Source organism: Glycomyces sp. NPDC046736 (genome assembly GCF_040645615.1).
GTDB lineage: Bacteria > Actinomycetota > Actinomycetes > Mycobacteriales > Micromonosporaceae > Glycomyces.
The window spans coordinates 1-15628 of sequence record NZ_JBEYYO010000009.1 but is presented as its reverse complement, the minus strand read 5'-3'; the positions used below and the strand labels follow the sequence as shown (position 1 = coordinate 15628).

The 15628-nt window shown below is 70.1% G+C and carries 14 protein-coding genes and 1 pseudogene; 5 read left to right on the top strand and 10 right to left on the bottom strand.

The window, feature by feature from the left end:
• Positions 1–138 precede the first annotated feature (138 nt).
• Positions 139–1281 (top strand): hypothetical protein, encoded by a 1143-nt coding sequence (locus tag AB0B28_RS10875; protein WP_360119540.1) that lies wholly within the window; start codon positions 139–141, stop codon positions 1279–1281.
• Between the two features lie 145 nt (positions 1282–1426).
• Here AB0B28_RS10875 and cimA read toward each other — a convergent pair whose 3' ends face one another.
• The 7 genes and pseudogenes from cimA to rimO all read right to left on the bottom strand — a co-directional run bounded on the left by cimA (position 1427) and on the right by rimO (position 8481).
• Positions 1427–3043 carry a citramalate synthase gene (cimA, locus tag AB0B28_RS10870; RefSeq protein WP_360119538.1) on the bottom strand — a complete coding sequence of 539 codons (1617 nt, stop codon included), beginning with the start codon at positions 3041–3043 and terminating at the stop codon, positions 1427–1429.
• Between the two features lie 282 nt (positions 3044–3325).
• A complete protein-coding gene (locus AB0B28_RS10865) occupies positions 3326–4039 on the bottom strand; it encodes a hypothetical protein (RefSeq protein WP_360119536.1) in 714 nt (237 codons plus the stop codon).
• 88 nt (positions 4040–4127) lie between these two features.
• The gene (locus AB0B28_RS10860) at positions 4128–4916 is read right to left on the bottom strand and encodes a hypothetical protein (protein WP_360119534.1); all 789 of its coding nucleotides are present in this window, start codon (positions 4914–4916) and stop codon (positions 4128–4130) included.
• Between the two features lie 6 nt (positions 4917–4922).
• Positions 4923–5783, bottom strand: a complete 861-nt coding sequence (locus AB0B28_RS10855) for a PspA/IM30 family protein (RefSeq protein ID WP_360119532.1) — start codon at positions 5781–5783, stop codon at positions 4923–4925.
• Positions 5784–6147: 364 nt separating this feature from the next.
• Positions 6148–6372, bottom strand: a pseudogene (locus tag AB0B28_RS10850) (helix-turn-helix transcriptional regulator); the annotation flags it as partial.
• 55 nt (positions 6373–6427) lie between these two features.
• Positions 6428–7006, bottom strand: coding sequence for a CDP-diacylglycerol--glycerol-3-phosphate 3-phosphatidyltransferase (gene pgsA, locus AB0B28_RS10845; protein WP_360119530.1), 579 nt, complete (start codon positions 7004–7006; stop codon positions 6428–6430).
• The gene (gene rimO, locus AB0B28_RS10840) at positions 7003–8481 is read right to left on the bottom strand and encodes a 30S ribosomal protein S12 methylthiotransferase RimO (RefSeq protein ID WP_360119528.1); all 1479 of its coding nucleotides are present in this window, start codon (positions 8479–8481) and stop codon (positions 7003–7005) included. The genes pgsA and rimO overlap by 4 nt, the downstream gene beginning before the upstream one ends.
• Positions 8482–8707: 226 nt before the next feature.
• Here rimO and AB0B28_RS10835 point away from each other — a divergent pair, with 226 nt between their 5' ends.
• Positions 8708–9787, top strand: coding sequence for a hypothetical protein (locus AB0B28_RS10835; protein ID WP_360119526.1), 1080 nt, complete (start codon positions 8708–8710; stop codon positions 9785–9787).
• Positions 9788–9829: 42 nt separating this feature from the next.
• Here the strand turns inward: AB0B28_RS10835 and AB0B28_RS10830 are convergent, their stop codons facing one another.
• Positions 9830–12379, bottom strand: coding sequence for a DNA translocase FtsK (locus AB0B28_RS10830; RefSeq protein WP_360119524.1), 2550 nt, complete (start codon positions 12377–12379; stop codon positions 9830–9832).
• 74 nt (positions 12380–12453) lie between these two features.
• Here AB0B28_RS10830 and AB0B28_RS10825 point away from each other — a divergent pair, with 74 nt between their 5' ends.
• From AB0B28_RS10825 to AB0B28_RS10815, 3 genes are all read left to right on the top strand, one after another.
• Complete coding sequence (locus tag AB0B28_RS10825) at positions 12454–13155, top strand: SDR family oxidoreductase (protein ID WP_360119522.1); 702 nt, start codon at positions 12454–12456, stop codon at positions 13153–13155.
• A 207-nt stretch (positions 13156–13362) separates the two neighbouring features.
• Entirely contained in the window at positions 13363–14019 is a 657-nt protein-coding gene (locus tag AB0B28_RS10820) for a hypothetical protein (RefSeq protein WP_360119520.1), read from the top strand.
• Between the two features lie 100 nt (positions 14020–14119).
• Complete coding sequence (locus AB0B28_RS10815) at positions 14120–14788, top strand: hypothetical protein (RefSeq protein ID WP_360119518.1); 669 nt, start codon at positions 14120–14122, stop codon at positions 14786–14788.
• Between the two features lie 48 nt (positions 14789–14836).
• On the opposite strand, the gene AB0B28_RS10810 is transcribed toward AB0B28_RS10815, so the two are convergent.
• On the bottom strand, positions 14837–15274 hold the full coding sequence (locus AB0B28_RS10810; RefSeq protein ID WP_360119516.1) for a PIN domain-containing protein: 438 nt from the start codon (positions 15272–15274) through the stop codon (positions 14837–14839).
• On the bottom strand, positions 15264–15628 hold a 365-nt coding region (locus AB0B28_RS10805), incomplete at its 5' end, for a type II toxin-antitoxin system prevent-host-death family antitoxin (protein ID WP_360119514.1). The genes AB0B28_RS10810 and AB0B28_RS10805, both read right to left, overlap by 11 nt.

Genomic DNA, 15628 nt, shown 5'->3' with positions numbered 1-15628 from the left:
CATCCACCGCTTGACGGCATTGGACCCGAACGACCGCCGCGCTTTCGGGGCTCTGTTGTGGAGCCTCGAACGGGGGCTGCGGGTGACGCGCCGCCGCGAATGCCCGGTCGTGCGCGAAACGCGTGCGACACTGCCGTGATGCGCCGAATGATCACACTCTTCGCGTTGCTCGGGGCCGTCCTGCTCGCGCAGACGCCCGCGGTAGCGATCGACTCCAGCGTCCCGCTGACCACCGCCTCGTTCAACGACCAGGTCTACAAGGTCGCCTACGACGGGAACACCGTGTACTCCGGCGGGCTGTTCACCCGCGCCAAGCAGACCGACGGGACCTTCGCCGACCGCACCTACCTCGCGGCCGTGAACTCGACCACAGGGGCGCTGCTGCCGTTCGCGCCCGAACTGGACGGGCCGGTCCACGAGGTCACGACCGGCGGCGGGTTCCTTTACGTGGCGGGGAACTTCACCCACGTCGACGGGGTCAAGCAGCTTCGCGTGGCGCGGTTCGCGCTCTCCAGCGGACAGCTCGACACCACTTGGAACCCGAAGCCCTCAGCCACCGTGTACGCGGTCGAGCCGGTCGGGTCCACCGTGTACCTCGGCGGCCTGTTCGCCACCGTCGGCGGCGTGGCCCAGCCGCGCCTGGCCGCCGTCACCGCATCCGACGGCGCGCCGATCACCACGTTCGCGCCGCGCGTCGAGGAAGGCGCCGTGCGCGACATCCAACCCGGGCACGGGCGGCTCTACATCGCCGGGGCGTTCAGTTACCTCGGCGGCGAGAAGAAGTACGGGAAGCTCGGCGCGGTCGACCCGGCCACCGGCGCGGTCGACACCGGATTCGAGTCCAAGGTGTACGTCCTCACCCGCCAGGTCGTGGTCTCCGGCGACCGCGTCTACGCGGCCCTGGACGGGCGCGGCGGCGAGGTCCGGGCGTTCACGACCACCGGGGCGACCCTGTGGTACCAGGCCACCGACGGCGGCATGCAGACCGTGGAGGTCTGGGGCGACACCATCATCGGCGGCGGGCACTTCGACCAGGCCTGCGTCAACAACCACGCCGGGCCCCGGGGCGAATGCGTCGACGGCGTCAAGGCCGACCGCGGGAAGCTCCTGGCGGTGGACCGCGACGGGAAGCTACTGCCGTGGAACCCGAACGCCAACGGCGTGATCGGGGCGTGGGACGCCACCGCGAGCCCCGACGGGTCGAGCCTGGCCGTGGGCGGGTCGTTCACGACCTTCGCCGCGGGCACGATCGAGCAGAAGCGACTCGCGGTCTTCGACTGACCGGATGCGCGAGAAAGGGGACCTGGCCGGGTGGCCGGGTCCCCTTTTCGTCGCCCTCCAGCGCGATCGGCGCGGGCCGGGCTCGGGCCCGGTCTTGTGGACCGGGCCGAATCGGTGTCGCTCGTGGCGAATCAGGTGGGAGAGTTCAGCGGCGGTTGAGGCCGTAGGCGAGAGCGTCCGCCAGCGCGTTCCAGGAGGCTTCGATGAGGTTGGGGGCGACCCCGACGGTGGTCCACTCCGATTCGCCGTCGCTCATGGACACCAGGACGCGGGTGACCGCGTCGGTGCCCTTGGAGCCGGCGAGGATGCGGACCTTGAAGTCGGAGAGGGTGAGCTCGGCCAGGCGCGGGTGGCGGGCCGCCAGCGCCGAGCGCAGGGCCGCGTCCAGTGCGTTGACCGGGCCGTTGCCTTGGGCGGTGGAGATGACGCGTTCGCCGTCGACGTCGAGGCGCACGGTCGCTTCGGCGACGGTCGCGCCCACGGGATCGTGGTCGACGATCACGCGGTAGGTGTCGAGCGTGAACGGGCGGGGCAGGCCGCCTTCGACCTCGTCGCGGACGAGGAGTTCGAAGGACGCGTCGGCGGCCTCGAAGGACCAGCCTTTGGATTCGAGTTCCTTGACGCGCTTGGTGATCCGGTCGAGTGCGGTCTTGTCGCCGGAGAGGTCGATGCCCAGTTCGCGGCCCTTGAGTTCGACGGAGGCGCGGCCGGCCATCTCGGTGACGAGGATGCGCATGTCGTTGCCGACCACGACGGGGTCGACGTGGTTGTACAGGGCCGGGTCGGCTTTGATCGCGGAGGCGTGGATGCCAGCTTTGTGCGCGAACGCGGCGTGCCCGGTGTAGGGGGCGTGCTCGTCGGGGATCATGTTGGCGATCTCGGCGATGGCGTGGGAGATGCGGGTGAGCTTCTCCAGGCCGCCGTCGGGCAGGACCTTGCGGCCGAGTTTGGTCTCCAGGTTCGCGATGACGCTGAACAGGTTGGCGTTGCCGGGGCGTTCGCCGTAGCCGTTGGCGGTGCCCTGGACGTGCATGACGCCCGCTTGGACGGCGGCGAGGGTGTTGGCGACGGCGCAGCCGGTGTCGTTCTGGGCGTGCATGCCGAGGCGGACGCGTTCGGGCGGGAGGTCTTCGAGCAGGCGCAGGCGCAGTTCGGTGACGGCGGCGGTGATGTCGGAGGGGATGCGGCCGCCGTTGGTGTCGCACAGGACGACCGCTTCGGCTCCGGCCTGGAGTGCGGTGCGCACCACCAGGGTCGCGTATTCGGGGTCGTGGCGGAAGCCGTCGAAGAAGTGTTCGCAGTCGATGAAGACCTGGCGTTCGTGCTCGCGGCCGGTGCGCACCGAGTCGGCGATCATGGCGAGGTTCTCTTCGGCGGTGGTGCGCAGCGCCTGTTCGACGTGGCGCATGTCGGACTTGGCGACCAGGCACAGGACCGGGGCGCGGGAGTCGAGGAGGGCGCGGAAGCCGGGGTCCTCGGCGGCGCTGGAGGCCGCGCGGCGGGTCATGCCGAAGGCGACGAGCTTGGCGTGCTTGAAGTTGAGTTCCTCGGCGGCGCGGGAGAAGAACTCGGTGTCCGAGGGGATCGCGCCGGGCCAGCCGCCCTCGATGTAGTCGACGCCGAGGTCGTCGAGGAGCTCGGCGACGGCGAGCTTGTCGGCTACGGAGTAGCGCAGGCCCTCCATCTGGGCCCCGTCGCGGAGGGTCGTGTCGAAGACGTGGAAGTCCCCGCTGCGCGCGTGTTGCGGGTCTGGTTGCGTCACTTGGTGCTCCAGGTATTTCTAGTCTCAGGCTGCGGTGTGCGCAGCCGACCTGAACGTTCGTTCGCCCTGAACGAAAAAGACCCCCTGCGGGCGGCAGGAGGTCTGGCGTTCGGCGGTGGCATCTATCGAAGAGGCCCCGCGGAACGCCCGCAGCTAATCATCATGCGCTGGAAAGTCACGAGTCGAAGTATGCCACCGAGCGGTCACCCGAGCCAGCATTTCCCGCATGCTGGGATTCAGTGTGTCGGGATCGCCTGGTCGCGGCTGTGCGCATGAGCGGCTTCACCATTCCGATCGGAGTGAGCGGCGACGGTGCAGCCACAACACGAGCGCCGCGCCGCCCGCGACGGCGACCGCGCCGCCGCCGAGGGCCGCGCCCAGGCCGGTGCCGGTGGTCGGCAGTTGCGGTTGGCCGGGCGTCTCGGTCTCGGGGGCGCTCTCGACGATGGTCGTGGGCGGTTCGCTCGGCGGGGGCGTGGACGGCTCGTCCGGCGGGGCGGCGAAGAGCCACTCCTGGAAGTGGCGGCTCGCGCCCGACTCGGGCAGGACGGCCAAGACCTCGACTCCGTGGACGGCCTCGGCGTCGTCTTCGAGGCCGAGGAAGTACCCGTCGGGGGTGAGGAACCGGAAGTCGGAGTTGGAGGGCACGTCGTCGAAGACCACGGTCCAGGGTTCGGAGTCTGCGCAGTCGGCGAGCGCGACCGGGGCGGTCTCGCCGCCGCCGGAGGTGTCGGCCGCGAGGCAGCGCCCGGACTCGACGTGGACGATCTGGTACTCGCCGAGGTCCACCAGGGCCTCGGGGGCGCGCAGGGTCCACAGGTCGAACTCGGTGGCGAGGCGGACCCCGTCGCCGTCCACGTCGAGCGGGATGTCGGCGTGGTCCTTGAGGTGCATCCGCACCGGGCCCTCGGGGACGGGGTCGGCTTGGGCGGGGCTGCCCCAGAACGCGATCGAGCCGGCGGCGAGCGCCGCGGCTCCAGACAACAGGGTTTTCATCCGCAGATTAGATCAAATGAGACATATTCGGGTACCTGGCATTGGGTCCCGAAATGTCCGGCTCGGATGCGGTTGCGGCGCTTGGGGTTCAGCCGCGCTGCGGACCGAGGTCCCGGATCTCGCTGGCCGCGTCCCCGGCCGCGCGGAGCTTGTCCGCCGCGTCGGTGAGCGTCTCCAAGGTCTGGTCGTGCCCGTGCTCGGCCAGCGCGTGCTTGAGGCCTATCGAACCGGCCAGGCACTCCCCCGCGGCGCTGACCATGTCCTCGTAGGCGGCCACACCGGTCTCCAGGCGTTCGACCATGCGGTCGAGGCTCGACGACATGCCCGCGCGCTTGGCCTGGGGGGCGACGGCGATGGCCTGCTCGATGTCCTTGACGCCCAAGGCGAGCCGGTAGAGCTCGCCGCCGGCGTTCGCGGCCCCGGAGAGGATCGCGACGGCTTCGGCGTTGCCTTCGAGGCGCTGAGCCATCTGCTCGGCGGCGATCGTGGCCTGTTCGAGGCGCTCGTAGGGGCGCAGGGCGCGGCTGCGGCGGAACTGGGCCCGCATGCGGCCGCGGCGAATCGCCTCGGCGGTCTCGCCGAAGAGACTCTTGGCCTCTTTGGAGAGCCCGGCCGGGCCGTGGAGTTCGAGGGAGGCGCGGTCTTCGGCCGGGATCGCCTTGGCCAGGCGCCGGTAGTCGGCCCAGCGGATCACCGACATGGTGGTGGCGAGCCCTGCGGCGGTGACCCAGACGCCGTCGGCGACGCCGAGTCCCATGTAGGGCACGAAGAACGCGCTGCCGGCGATGGTGGCCCCGGCGGTGACCGACCATTCCTTCGCGGAGGACAGCCGGGCCCGCAGGCGCTTGAGTGCGCGCTTGCGGGCCTTGGCGTCCATGCGGGGCTACCCCTTGGTCTTGTCGGCTTCGGCCTCGGCCGTGCCCTCGTCGTTGCCGAGCGAGGCGCGGATGTCGGCGAGGCGGGCGTTGGTGACCGATTCCTTGGACTCGACCGCGGGGGCGGCCTTGGTGCCGGAGAGCTGGTCGCCTTCGAGGGAGGCGCGGATCTGCTCCAGGCGGGAGACCCCGGCCATGTCGCGAGTGGCGCGGTTCACTTCGAGGAGGCGGCCTTCGACGGAGTTGGAGGCGAGTTCGGCGCGGCCCATCGCGTTGGAGTAGCGGCCCTCGATCTTGTCGCGGATCTCGTCGAAGTTGGGGACGTTGCCGGGGGCGGCGGTCTGCGACATCGACTCCAGGGACGAGGCGATGGTCTCCTGCATCTTGGCCTGCTCAAGCTGGCCGAGGAGCTTGGTGCGCTCCTGGAGCTTCTGCTGGAGGATCATCTGGTTGTTCTCGACGGCCTTCTTGGCCTGGTCGGCGGCGGTGAGCGCCTGGTCGTGCATCACCTTCATGTCTTCAAGGGACTGCTCGGTGGAGACCAGTTGACCGGCCAGGATCTCGGCGGTGGACTCGAACTGCTGGGCCTTGCCCTCGTCGCCTTCGGCACGGGCCTTGTCGGCGAGCACGAGCGCCTGGCGGGCCTGGGCCTGGAGGCGCTCGACCTCCGACATCGAGCGGTTGAGCTTCATCTCCAACTGGCGCTGGTTGCCGATCACCGAGGCGGCCTGCCCCACCAGGGCCTGGTGCTGCTTCTGCGCCTCCTCGATCGCCTGCTGGATCTGGATCTTGGGGTCGGCGTACTCATCGATCTTCGCACCGAAGAGCGCCATCATGTATTTCCAGCCCTTGACGAACGGATTGGCCATTATCGGGGTCCTTCCGGTGGAGCCTTGGCGAAGCTCGCGAGCCATAGAATTTTGCCGTGCAACGCCGACTTGCCTCTAGTGTCGGACATTCGCGCCACCCATGCGGGACACGGTGACGTCTTATTCGCCAAAACTACATCATCGACCGTCGAGGACGAGTACTCAGTCAGGCCGCCGCGCGAACGACCGAATCGGTCACTTCGCCTCGGCGGTGCCGGGAGCGGACCTGCGCGATGGAAGGGGGCGAGACCGGCGGCGCGTGACGGCGGCGGCGGGCCGACTCCTCGGGGGCCTCGGCCTCGCGCACGCGCGGCAGCACCAGGGCCGGGCGGCCCTGCGCGGCGTCGTCACCGCGTTCATGGGAGGCGACCTCGCGGGAGACCTCGGCGAGGACCTCCGAGAGGCGCACCTGGAGCGCGCCGCACACCGAGGCGAGCAGCTCGCTCGACGGCTCCTTGTGCCCGCGTTCGATTTCGGAGAGGTACCCGAGGCTGACGTTGGCCTGCTTCGACACGTCCCGCAGCGTCCGCTTCTGCGCGCGGCGGCGGCGCCGCAGGGTCTCTCCCAGCAGTTCCCGCAACAAGACCATAGGACTCTCCTCCGCGCCGCAATCGCTCAAGCGAGCTTAAGTGGGTCGTGCAAGCCTAGCTCGGACGCTTCGACTCGCTCTCCCTCGTTTTGAATGCTTTCCACAGGTAATCCATTCCCGTCAGCACCGTGAGGATCACCGCAGCGCCCATCAGCCACGGGCCCACCGCGTCCAGCGGCGAGGGCCACGGCCACAGGTACCAGGCCACGGCCGTGATCTGGAGGACGGTCTTGAGCTTGCCGCCGCGGTCGGCCGCGACCACCGTGCGCCGCAGGATCGCCATGCGCCACACCGTGATCCCGATTTCCCGGACCAGGATGACGACGGTGACCCACCACGGCAGGTCCCCGTAGTAGCTGAGCAGGACCAGGGCGGTGCCGATGAGGGCCTTGTCGGCGATCGGGTCGGCGAGCTTGCCGAAATCGGTCACCAGGTTGCGCGAGCGCGCCAACCACCCGTCCACGAAGTCGGTGGCCGAGATGAACACGAACAGCGCGCACGCGGCCATCCGCCACCCCGAGTGCTCCATGCCCGAGAGCGCCACGAACACCGCGAAGACCGGCACCAGGAAGATCCGGGCCACCGTCACCACGTTCGCGATGTTCCACGGCGAGACCGGCGGGGCGGTGGTCACCAGGACTCCTCCACGATCTCGGCGACCAGGTCCACGCCACTTGAGTCCACGACCTTCGCGGTCACGAAGTCGCCGACTTCGAGGCCGTCGACCTCGCCGACCAGCGCGATCGAACCGTCGACCTCGGGGGCCTGGTGCTCGCCGCGGCCGTCCACGCCGTCGTCTTCGACCGATTCGACCAGGACTTTCATGACCTCGCCGAGCCGGTCGGAGGCCCGCTGGCTGACCAGTTCGTCCACCAGCATCGAGACGCGGGTGTGGCGATCGGAGACTTCGTCTTCGTCGACGTGGCCGTCGAGGTCGACCGCTTCGGTGCCGTCCTCGTCGGAGTAGGCGAACACGCCGGTGGAGTCGAGGCGGGCCTCTTCGAGGAAGCCCATGAGCTCTTGGACGTCATCCTCGGTCTCGCCGGGGAAGCCGACGATGACGTTGGTACGGGCCCCGGCCAGCGGGGCCACGTCGCGGATCTGCTTGAGCAGCGCGAGGAAGTTCTCGGTGGAGCCGAAGCGGCGCATCCGCCGCAGGACCTTCGCCGAGGAGTGCTGGAAGGACAGGTCGAAGTAGGGGACGACCTTCTCGGTGCGGTGCATCGCCTCGATGAGGCTCGGGCGCAGCTCGGCGGGCTGGAGGTAGGACAGGCGGATCCACTCGATGCCGTCGATCGCGGCCATGCCTTCGAGGAGGTGCTCCAAGGCCTGAGGGTCGCTCAGGTCCTTGCCGTAGGAGGTGGTGTTCTCCGAGACGAGGTTGAGCTCCTTGACGCCCTCAGAGGCCAGCCAGGCGGCCTCGGCGATGATCTCCTCGGGCGTGCGGGACACGAACGAGCCGCGGAACGAGGGGATCGCGCAGAACGTGCAGCGCCGGTCGCAACCGGAGGCGAGCTTCAGGTTCGCCACGGGCCCTTCGGTCAGGCGCTTGCGCATCACGAGGTGCTGGGGCGAACCGGCGGCGACGGCCGCGCCGTCGGCCTGGGCGGCCCGGGTGTGGCCGGGGACGACCGCGGCCGAGCCCTGGCGCGCGGCCGGGGCCAGCGGCAGGAGCTTGCGGCGGTCGGAAGGCTGGTGGGAGGCCACGGTGCGCCCGGCGAGGATGTCGTCGAGGCGCGCGGCCATGTCCGGGTAGTGGTCGAAGCCGAGCACCGCGTCCGCCTCGGGGAGGCTCTCGGCGAGGTCCTTGCCGTAGCGCTCGGCCATGCAGCCGGTGGCCACGACCTTCGCGCCGGTCGAGGACGCGTCCAGGAGGACGTCGATCGACTCGGTCTTGGCCTGCTCGATGAACCCGCAGGTGTTGACCATGACGACGTCGGCGTTCTCGCCGTCGTCGCTGATCTGCCAGCCTCCGGCGGCCAGCCGGGCGGCCAACTCCTCGGAGTCGGTCTCGTTGCGGGCGCAGCCGAGGGTCAGGAGCGCGACGCTCTTACGGGAGGCGTCACGGTCGGTCGCTTCCTGAGCACTGGTCGAATGAGCTGGAGACACCAAGAAAGCGTACCCACCGGCGGCCCGCGAACGCCCGCGCGGCGGGCAGGGCCACAGTCGCGTCCCGCGCTACAGTGGCCGACCTTACGTCCCATCCGCGCGGAAATGGCCCGGCCCGGGCGCGCGGGCCCGAATTCGCACCGGACGATTCGGGACTTTCACACCCGCACTGCGCTGGGGCAACAGTGGATCACGGTGCGTGGCGGGCATCCTTTAGGCTGGTCGCATGTCCCTCAGCGACATTGCCCCCCACAGCCCCGCCCGCCGCACCGCCCTCGCGGTCCTCGCCGGCGCGACCGCCCTGACCGCCACCGCGTGCGGCGCCGCCCCGACCGGCACGCTCAACACCCGCGCGGGCTTCGCCCTCGCCAGCGACGACGTGCCCGTCTCGGTCTGCCCGGCCGAAGGCGAGACCCGCTTCGAAGGCGACGAAGGGCTCCTCGTCGGCGCCCACTTCGCGCTCCGCATCGAATGCGTGGCCTCCTTCACCGAGATCCCCGAGGACTTCCAGCTCGAATACCTCCTCGGCGACGGCCCCGACCCGTACGCGCCGCCCGCCGGGCACGAGTTCACGCTCGTCCAGTTCGCGCCCGAACCCGGCGTCGAGGCCCCCTACCACACCGACGACCTCACCGACCTCTCCGCGACCCTCACCATCGGGGAGCGGACCTGGGACTTCGACGGCGAAGTGCCCGCGCCCGGCGCGGCCTACCTCGTGGTCACCGAAGAGGACGCCCCGATCACCCTCGACGTGGTCGACTCCGAGCGCACCCAGTCGATCGACATGCGCGAACGCACGCGCGAGGGCCTGATCCAGGCGCTGTACAACGGCGCCACCGACACGGTCAACTCCGCGCTCGCCGAAGGCTCGGTCGACGGCTACGCCACCAGCGGCAGCTACGAGTACTGGTTCGACGACTGGAAATACGCCACGCAGTTCACCTTCACGCGTGAGGTCTACCGACCCGGCCAGGGCTGGGTCGCCGAACCCGACCGGGCGGTCCTCAACGTCGAGTTCGGGTGGCTGCACTCCAGCTCCGGCCTCGAATGGGCCATCGACCCGCAGGAGGCCCTCAAGGTCTCCGGGCCGGACGGGGCGCTCACCGCGGTCACCTCGGAGTACGTGGACGAGGAGTTCACCGAAGGGGTCTGGCGCACGTTCTACCTGTCGTACGACGTGCCCGCCGACGCCCTGGCGTACTCGCTGGTGTTCCACCCCAAGGGCCCGGTGGAGTGGAAAGAGGAGGGCGTGACGCTGCCGATCACCGGCGACAAGGCGCACGAGCTGAGCGTCAGCTTCGAATAGGCGCAAGGAATTCGGGGCCGGTCCTTTCGGGCCGGCCCCGTCTCATTCGCCTTGGATCGAGGCGATCACGCCGTCGAGGTCGTCGGGCTTGACCAGCACGTCGCGGGCCTTGGTCCCTTCGGAGGGGCCCACGACGCCGCGCGTCTCCATGAGGTCCATGAGCCGCCCGGCCTTGGCGAACCCGACGCGGAGCTTGCGCTGGAGCATCGAGGTCGACCCGAACTGGGTGGTGACGACCTGCTCGATCGCCTGGATGAGCAGTTCGAGGTCGTCGCCGATGTCGGGGTCGATGTCGCGCTTGGAGCCGGGCGCGGCCGTGACCTCCTCGATGTACTGCGGTTCCATCTGGTTCTTGACGTGCCCCACGATCGCGTCGATCTCGTCGTCGGAGACCCACGCGCCCTGGATGCGCTCGGGTTTGGAGGCGCCCATCGGCAGGAACAGGCCGTCGCCGCGGCCCACGAGCTTCTCGGCGCCGGGCTGGTCGAGGATGACCCGGGAGTCGGCCAGGGACGAGGTCGAGAACGCCAGGCGCGAGGGAACGTTGGCCTTGATGAGGCCGGTGACCACGTCCACCGAGGGGCGCTGCGTGGCCAGCACCAGGTGAATGCCCGCGGCTCGGGCGAGCTGGGTGATGCGCACGACCGAGTCCTCCACGTCGCGCGCGGCGACCATCATGAGGTCGGCGAGCTCGTCCACGATCACCAGAAGGTACGGATGCGGGCGCAGCTCGCGGGTCGAACCGGGCTCGGCGGTGAGCTCGCCGGAGCGGACCTTGCGGTTGAAGTCGTCGACGTGCCGGACCCCGGCCTTGGCGAGGTCCTCGTAGCGCATGTCCATCTCCTTGACGACCCACTGGAGCGCGTCGGAGGCCTTCTTCGGGTTGGTCACGATCGGGTGGACCAGGTGCGGGATGCCCTCGTAGTTGGACAGCTCGACCCGCTTGGGGTCGATCAGGAGCAGCCGCACCTGCTCGGGCGTGGCCCGCACCAGCAACGAGGTGAGCAGGCTGTTGATGCATGAGGATTTACCGCTGCCGGTGGCTCCGGCGATGAGCATGTGCGGGGTCTTCGTCAGGTTGGTGAGGATGTAGCCGCCCTCGACGTCCTTGCCGAGCGCGACGATCATCGGGTGGTCGTCGGACTCGGCGGTCTTGGAGCGCAGCACGTCGCCCAGCGCCACGTCGTCGCGGTCGGTGTTGGGGATCTCGACGCCCACCGCGCTCTTGCCGGGGATCGGGTTGATGATGCGGATGTCGGAGCTCTTGACCGCGTAGGCGATGTTCTTCGACAGCTGGATGATGCGCTCGACCTTCACCGCGGGGCCCAGCTCGACCTCGTAGCGGGTGACGGTGGGGCCGCGGGTGAAACCGGTGACCGCGGCGTCCACACTGAACTGCGCGAACACCTCCTGGAGCGCGGCGATGACGGTCTCGTTCGCCTTCGAGCGCTTCTTCGCGGCGGGCCCGGCCGGGAGCAGGTCCAGCGGCGGGCGGCGGTAGTCGCCGTCCATCGCGGCCGAGCCGTCCGAGAGCGTCGGCTGCTCGATGCGCTGGGGCGGCGCGGAGTGCTTCGGGGGTTCGCGCACCGGTTCGGGCTCGGGCAGCGGCTCCGAGTCGCGGACGGTGTCGACGCCCAGTTCGGGGACCTCTTCGGGGGCCAGGCGCGGCAGGACGGTGGTCGGGCGGTGGACCCGGCGGGCCTCTTCCTCCTTGAGGCGCTTGGCCTCGCGGCTCTCGGCGCGGGTCTTGCGGGGGGTCGGCTCGTCCTCGGCCTCGTCGTCCTCGTAGGACTCGACCTTGCCGGTGGCCAGGACCCACAGGCGGCCGAGCTTGTACGGGACCTGGTTGAGCGGGGTCGCGGTGGCGACGAGGACCCCGAAGAGCAGCAGGAGCACCAGCAGCGGGAACGCGACGTAGGCCGAGACGCCCGCGGCCACCCCGCCGCCGACGAGCCAGCCGATCTGGCCGCCCGCGGCCATGCGCTCGCCCATGTCGGAGGGCAGGCCCGAGATCAGGTGCAAGAGGCCGAGACTGGAGAGCCAGATCCCGCCCCAACCGACCAGCGCGCGGCCGTGCGCGCCTTCCTCGGGCGGGCTCTGGCGCATGATGCGCAGTCCCCACAGGACCAAAAGGACCGGCAGGGCCCGGGTCGCCAGGCCCATGGTCCAGTCGAGGATGAACGCGAGGCGCTCGCCCACGGGCCCGGCCACGTCGAACCAGACCGCGCAGGCGAGGACGATCGCGACGGCCACATAGAACAGGCCGAGGCCGTCGCGGCGGTGCGCGGGGTCGATCTCGCGGGCGGTGGCGGCCTCTTTGCCGACCGAGCGGGCCATCCAGCCGGTGGTGCGGGCGGTGCCGACCCACAGGCCCCGCAGGCCCATGCCGAGGGCTTCGAGGGGGCCGGGGATCGCGTCGCGGCGCTTGGGCGCGGCCTTGCGGGCGGTCTTCTTCGCGGCTTTCTTGGCGGTTTTGCGAGCTGGGGGTTTGCGCTGCGCGGCGGGTTTGCGACGTGCCGCGGGCGCGGCCTTGCGGGCCGCTCCTCCCTTGCGGGCGGTGCCGCCCGATCTGCCGCTCGTCCTGGCCATCATGGTGCATACGTTACCGTCCGCACGCCTCCCGGCGTTGCGGTGAAGCCACTCGCGGTCCCCGCTAATGTGACGGCATGTCGAAAACGATCTTGGTGACCGGCGCCGGTCGCGGACTCGGGCGAACCCTGGCCGAGCGGCTGAGCGCCCGCGGGGACCGCGTCATCGCGCACGCCCGCTCGGAGTCCGCTTTGGAGCGCGTCCCGCACGCGCAGGCGCTGGTCGCCGACCTGGCCGAACCGGAGTCGCTGGCCGCGGCGTGCGCCGAGGCGGGCATCGAGCGTCTGGACGCGGTGATCCACAATGCGGGGATCGCGCACGTGGCCCCGGTGACCGAGCAGTCCCTGGAGTGGTGGCAGCGCACGCTCGCGGTCAACGTGACCGCCCCGGCCGAGCTGACCCGGCTGCTGCTCCCGGCGCTGCGGGCCGCGCGCGGGCACGTGGTGTTCGTGAACTCGGGCGCGGGTCTCAGCGCGGGGGCGAAGTGGAGTTCGTACGCGGCGAGCAAGCACGCGGTGAAGGCGCTCGCGGACGCGCTGCGGGCCGAGGAGCGGCCGAACGGGGTGCGCGTGACGAGCGTGTTCCCCTCGCATTTCGACACCGACATGCAGCGCAGTGTGCGCGAGCAGTACGGTTCGGACTACGACGTGGCGCGTGCGACCAGCGTGGACTCGGTCGCGAAGACCATCGTGGACCTGCTCGGGGTCCCGGCGGACATGGTGGTGAACGAGCTGCGGATCGAGCCGCCGAACCCGCTCCCGATCCAGGCGCGAAACTGACGAATCCCGCTATATCACGATAAATCCCCCTTAAGGGACCCCTGGCACGATATTAGCGCGGGGGTACGACACGAATCAGCGACGCGAGTTTACGAAAGTGGCTCGCGTTCAACGGGATACGCGTCGAATGGCACCGGGGCCGTAGGATTCCAAGGCTGACACCCCCAATCCGGCCAGAACCACTCACAGTTAGGTGTGATCAGTCGCTTGAGCGATTACACAGCCCCCCAACAGCCCTACCCGTCGCAGCCCCAGCAGCCGCCCCAGCAGGCCCCGCACAGCTCGCTGCTCCCCGGCGGCCCCGACCGCCCGACCCCCATCGGCCTCGGCCTCGCCGGCGCCGGCCTGCTCCTGCTCGCCATCGGGTCCCTCATCCCCCAGATCTCCCTCGGCGGCAGCGACGCCGACGAGATCGCCGGCTTCGGACACGAGACCGCCGGAGTCGCCCTCCCCGGCCTGCCCGCCGCGCTGATCCTCGTCGTCCTCGTCGGCTGGGCCGCCGCGGGCGTCAAGCCCGGCCTCGAATGGGCCACCAAGCTCGGCGGCATCGGCCTGGCCGCCATCACCGCCGCGGCCGCGCTCCACCCCGTGATCGAGCTCAACCAGGTCTTCGGCTCCGAAGCCTGGGAAGACGTCAAGATCAAGGCCAGCGCCGGCGGCGGCGTGTGGCTCTACATCCTCGCCGCGGCGCTGCTGGCGGCGAGCATCTTCCTGATGCGCTGGGCCCCGCCGAAGGCCCCCGCGCCGCAGCAGTACGCACCGCAGCAGCCATACCAGCAGCAGCCCCCGACCGGTCAGCAGCCGCAGGCGCAGCAGCCTCCGCAGCAGCCGGGCAGCGGCTGGCCCGGAGCCCCGCAGCAGTAGCAGAGAAGGGCCGTGTCCGATTCGGACGCGGCCCTTTCGCGTGCCCCGGGCGGCCGTTCGGCGGACCCTGGGGTCGGGGCCGCGCCGGTAGCATGAGCGCGTGAACTCCATGCCTCCCCCGGAATCCTCCCCCGCGCCGCCGCCCGAGATGGTGCCGCCGCCTCCTCCTGCGCCGCAGGGTTTCGCGCCGCCCCTGGCCCCGCCGCGTCCGCCTTCGGACGCGCCCTCGCCGGTGGGCCTGGCCGTGGCCGGGGTGGGGTTGGCGATCCTGTGCGTCTCGATGATGCTGCCTCGGGTGAAGGTGGACGATCCGGAGAACACGTTCGGGTCGTATTCGTTCGCGGGGCTGTTCGGGCTGAGCACGTACTCGGTCGACACGCCTACGGTGGTGATGTCGGTGGCGCTGCTGGCGGCGGTGGGGATCAGCGCGCACCGCAGCCCGGCGCTGCGCTGGCCCGCGCGGCTGGGCGCGATCGGGTCGGCGGCGTTGACGGCGGCGTTCTCGTACCACCCGGTGATGGAGATGCGGCAGTTCGCGGAGAACTCGGCTTCGGGCAACGACTACTACGACGAGGAGGCGGCGTCGGCGATCTCGCAGGTGGAGATCACCGCCGACGGCGGGGTGTACCTGGTGGTGATCGGGGTGGCGTTGCTGGCGGTGAGCACGTTCTTCATGCAGCGGCGCTTGGCCCCGGCCTATGCGCCCCCGCCGCCCGCCCCGGCGGGCTGGCCGGGAGCCGAACCCACGATCACCGTCAACCCGGGCTGAAAGCGAAAGGGCCGCAACCGTTCCGGTTGCGGCCCTTGATCGTGAGGCTCAGTCTTCCGGCAGCATTCGGAAGGAGTCGTGGGGCGTCAGCGGGCGGATCATCCTGAAATGCTTCCAGTCGAATGTGGCTATCGCGTTCGTCCGGAACTCCCTGGCCAGCACGACATTCGTGGCATCCGCGAATCCGATCGAGGGGTAGTCCTGCATCACGGCGTGGGCGGCGAGGAGCAGCGGGCCGATCCCCGGGACCTCCCATCGGCCCGAGGCGACCCTGGAGGCGATGTACCCCATGATCGGGTTCGACATGTGCGGGCCTTTGCGGGTCGCCAGCAGGTAGTCGAGTTCAGCGAGGATGCAAGGTGAGACCACCAGGTGACCGGTTGCGGCGATCACCGCGCGAGTGGACTCGTGGTGCTTGTCGTCGGCGTTGAAGAACGCGATCAGCGCCGAGGTGTCGGCGATGACGACAGGAAGGTCAGTAGTCACTGCCGAAACCCGCCAGGCAGTCGTCGACGCGCTCGGAGAAGAGCGGGTCGCCCCTGAAGGTCGGTGCTCGGTCGTCGTCGCCCATCGGATCGGTACGGAAGGCGTACGTCTGCGGGCTGTGCGCGTCGATCGGCTGGATGACCGCGATCGGTGCGCCGTTCTTGGTGACGGTCACGGTTTCACCCGACTCGACGTGAGCCAGTACTTGAGCGGTGCGCTGATTGAGCTCGCGCATGGTGGCGTCCATACCGCGATTGTACGGCGGTTCCCGGGCGCGAAATGGGGCGTCGGCTCCAACATCCCCGGCGTGGTGAACGTCGGCTCGTTCATGCGCGAGGGCCGCCGCGACTTCTG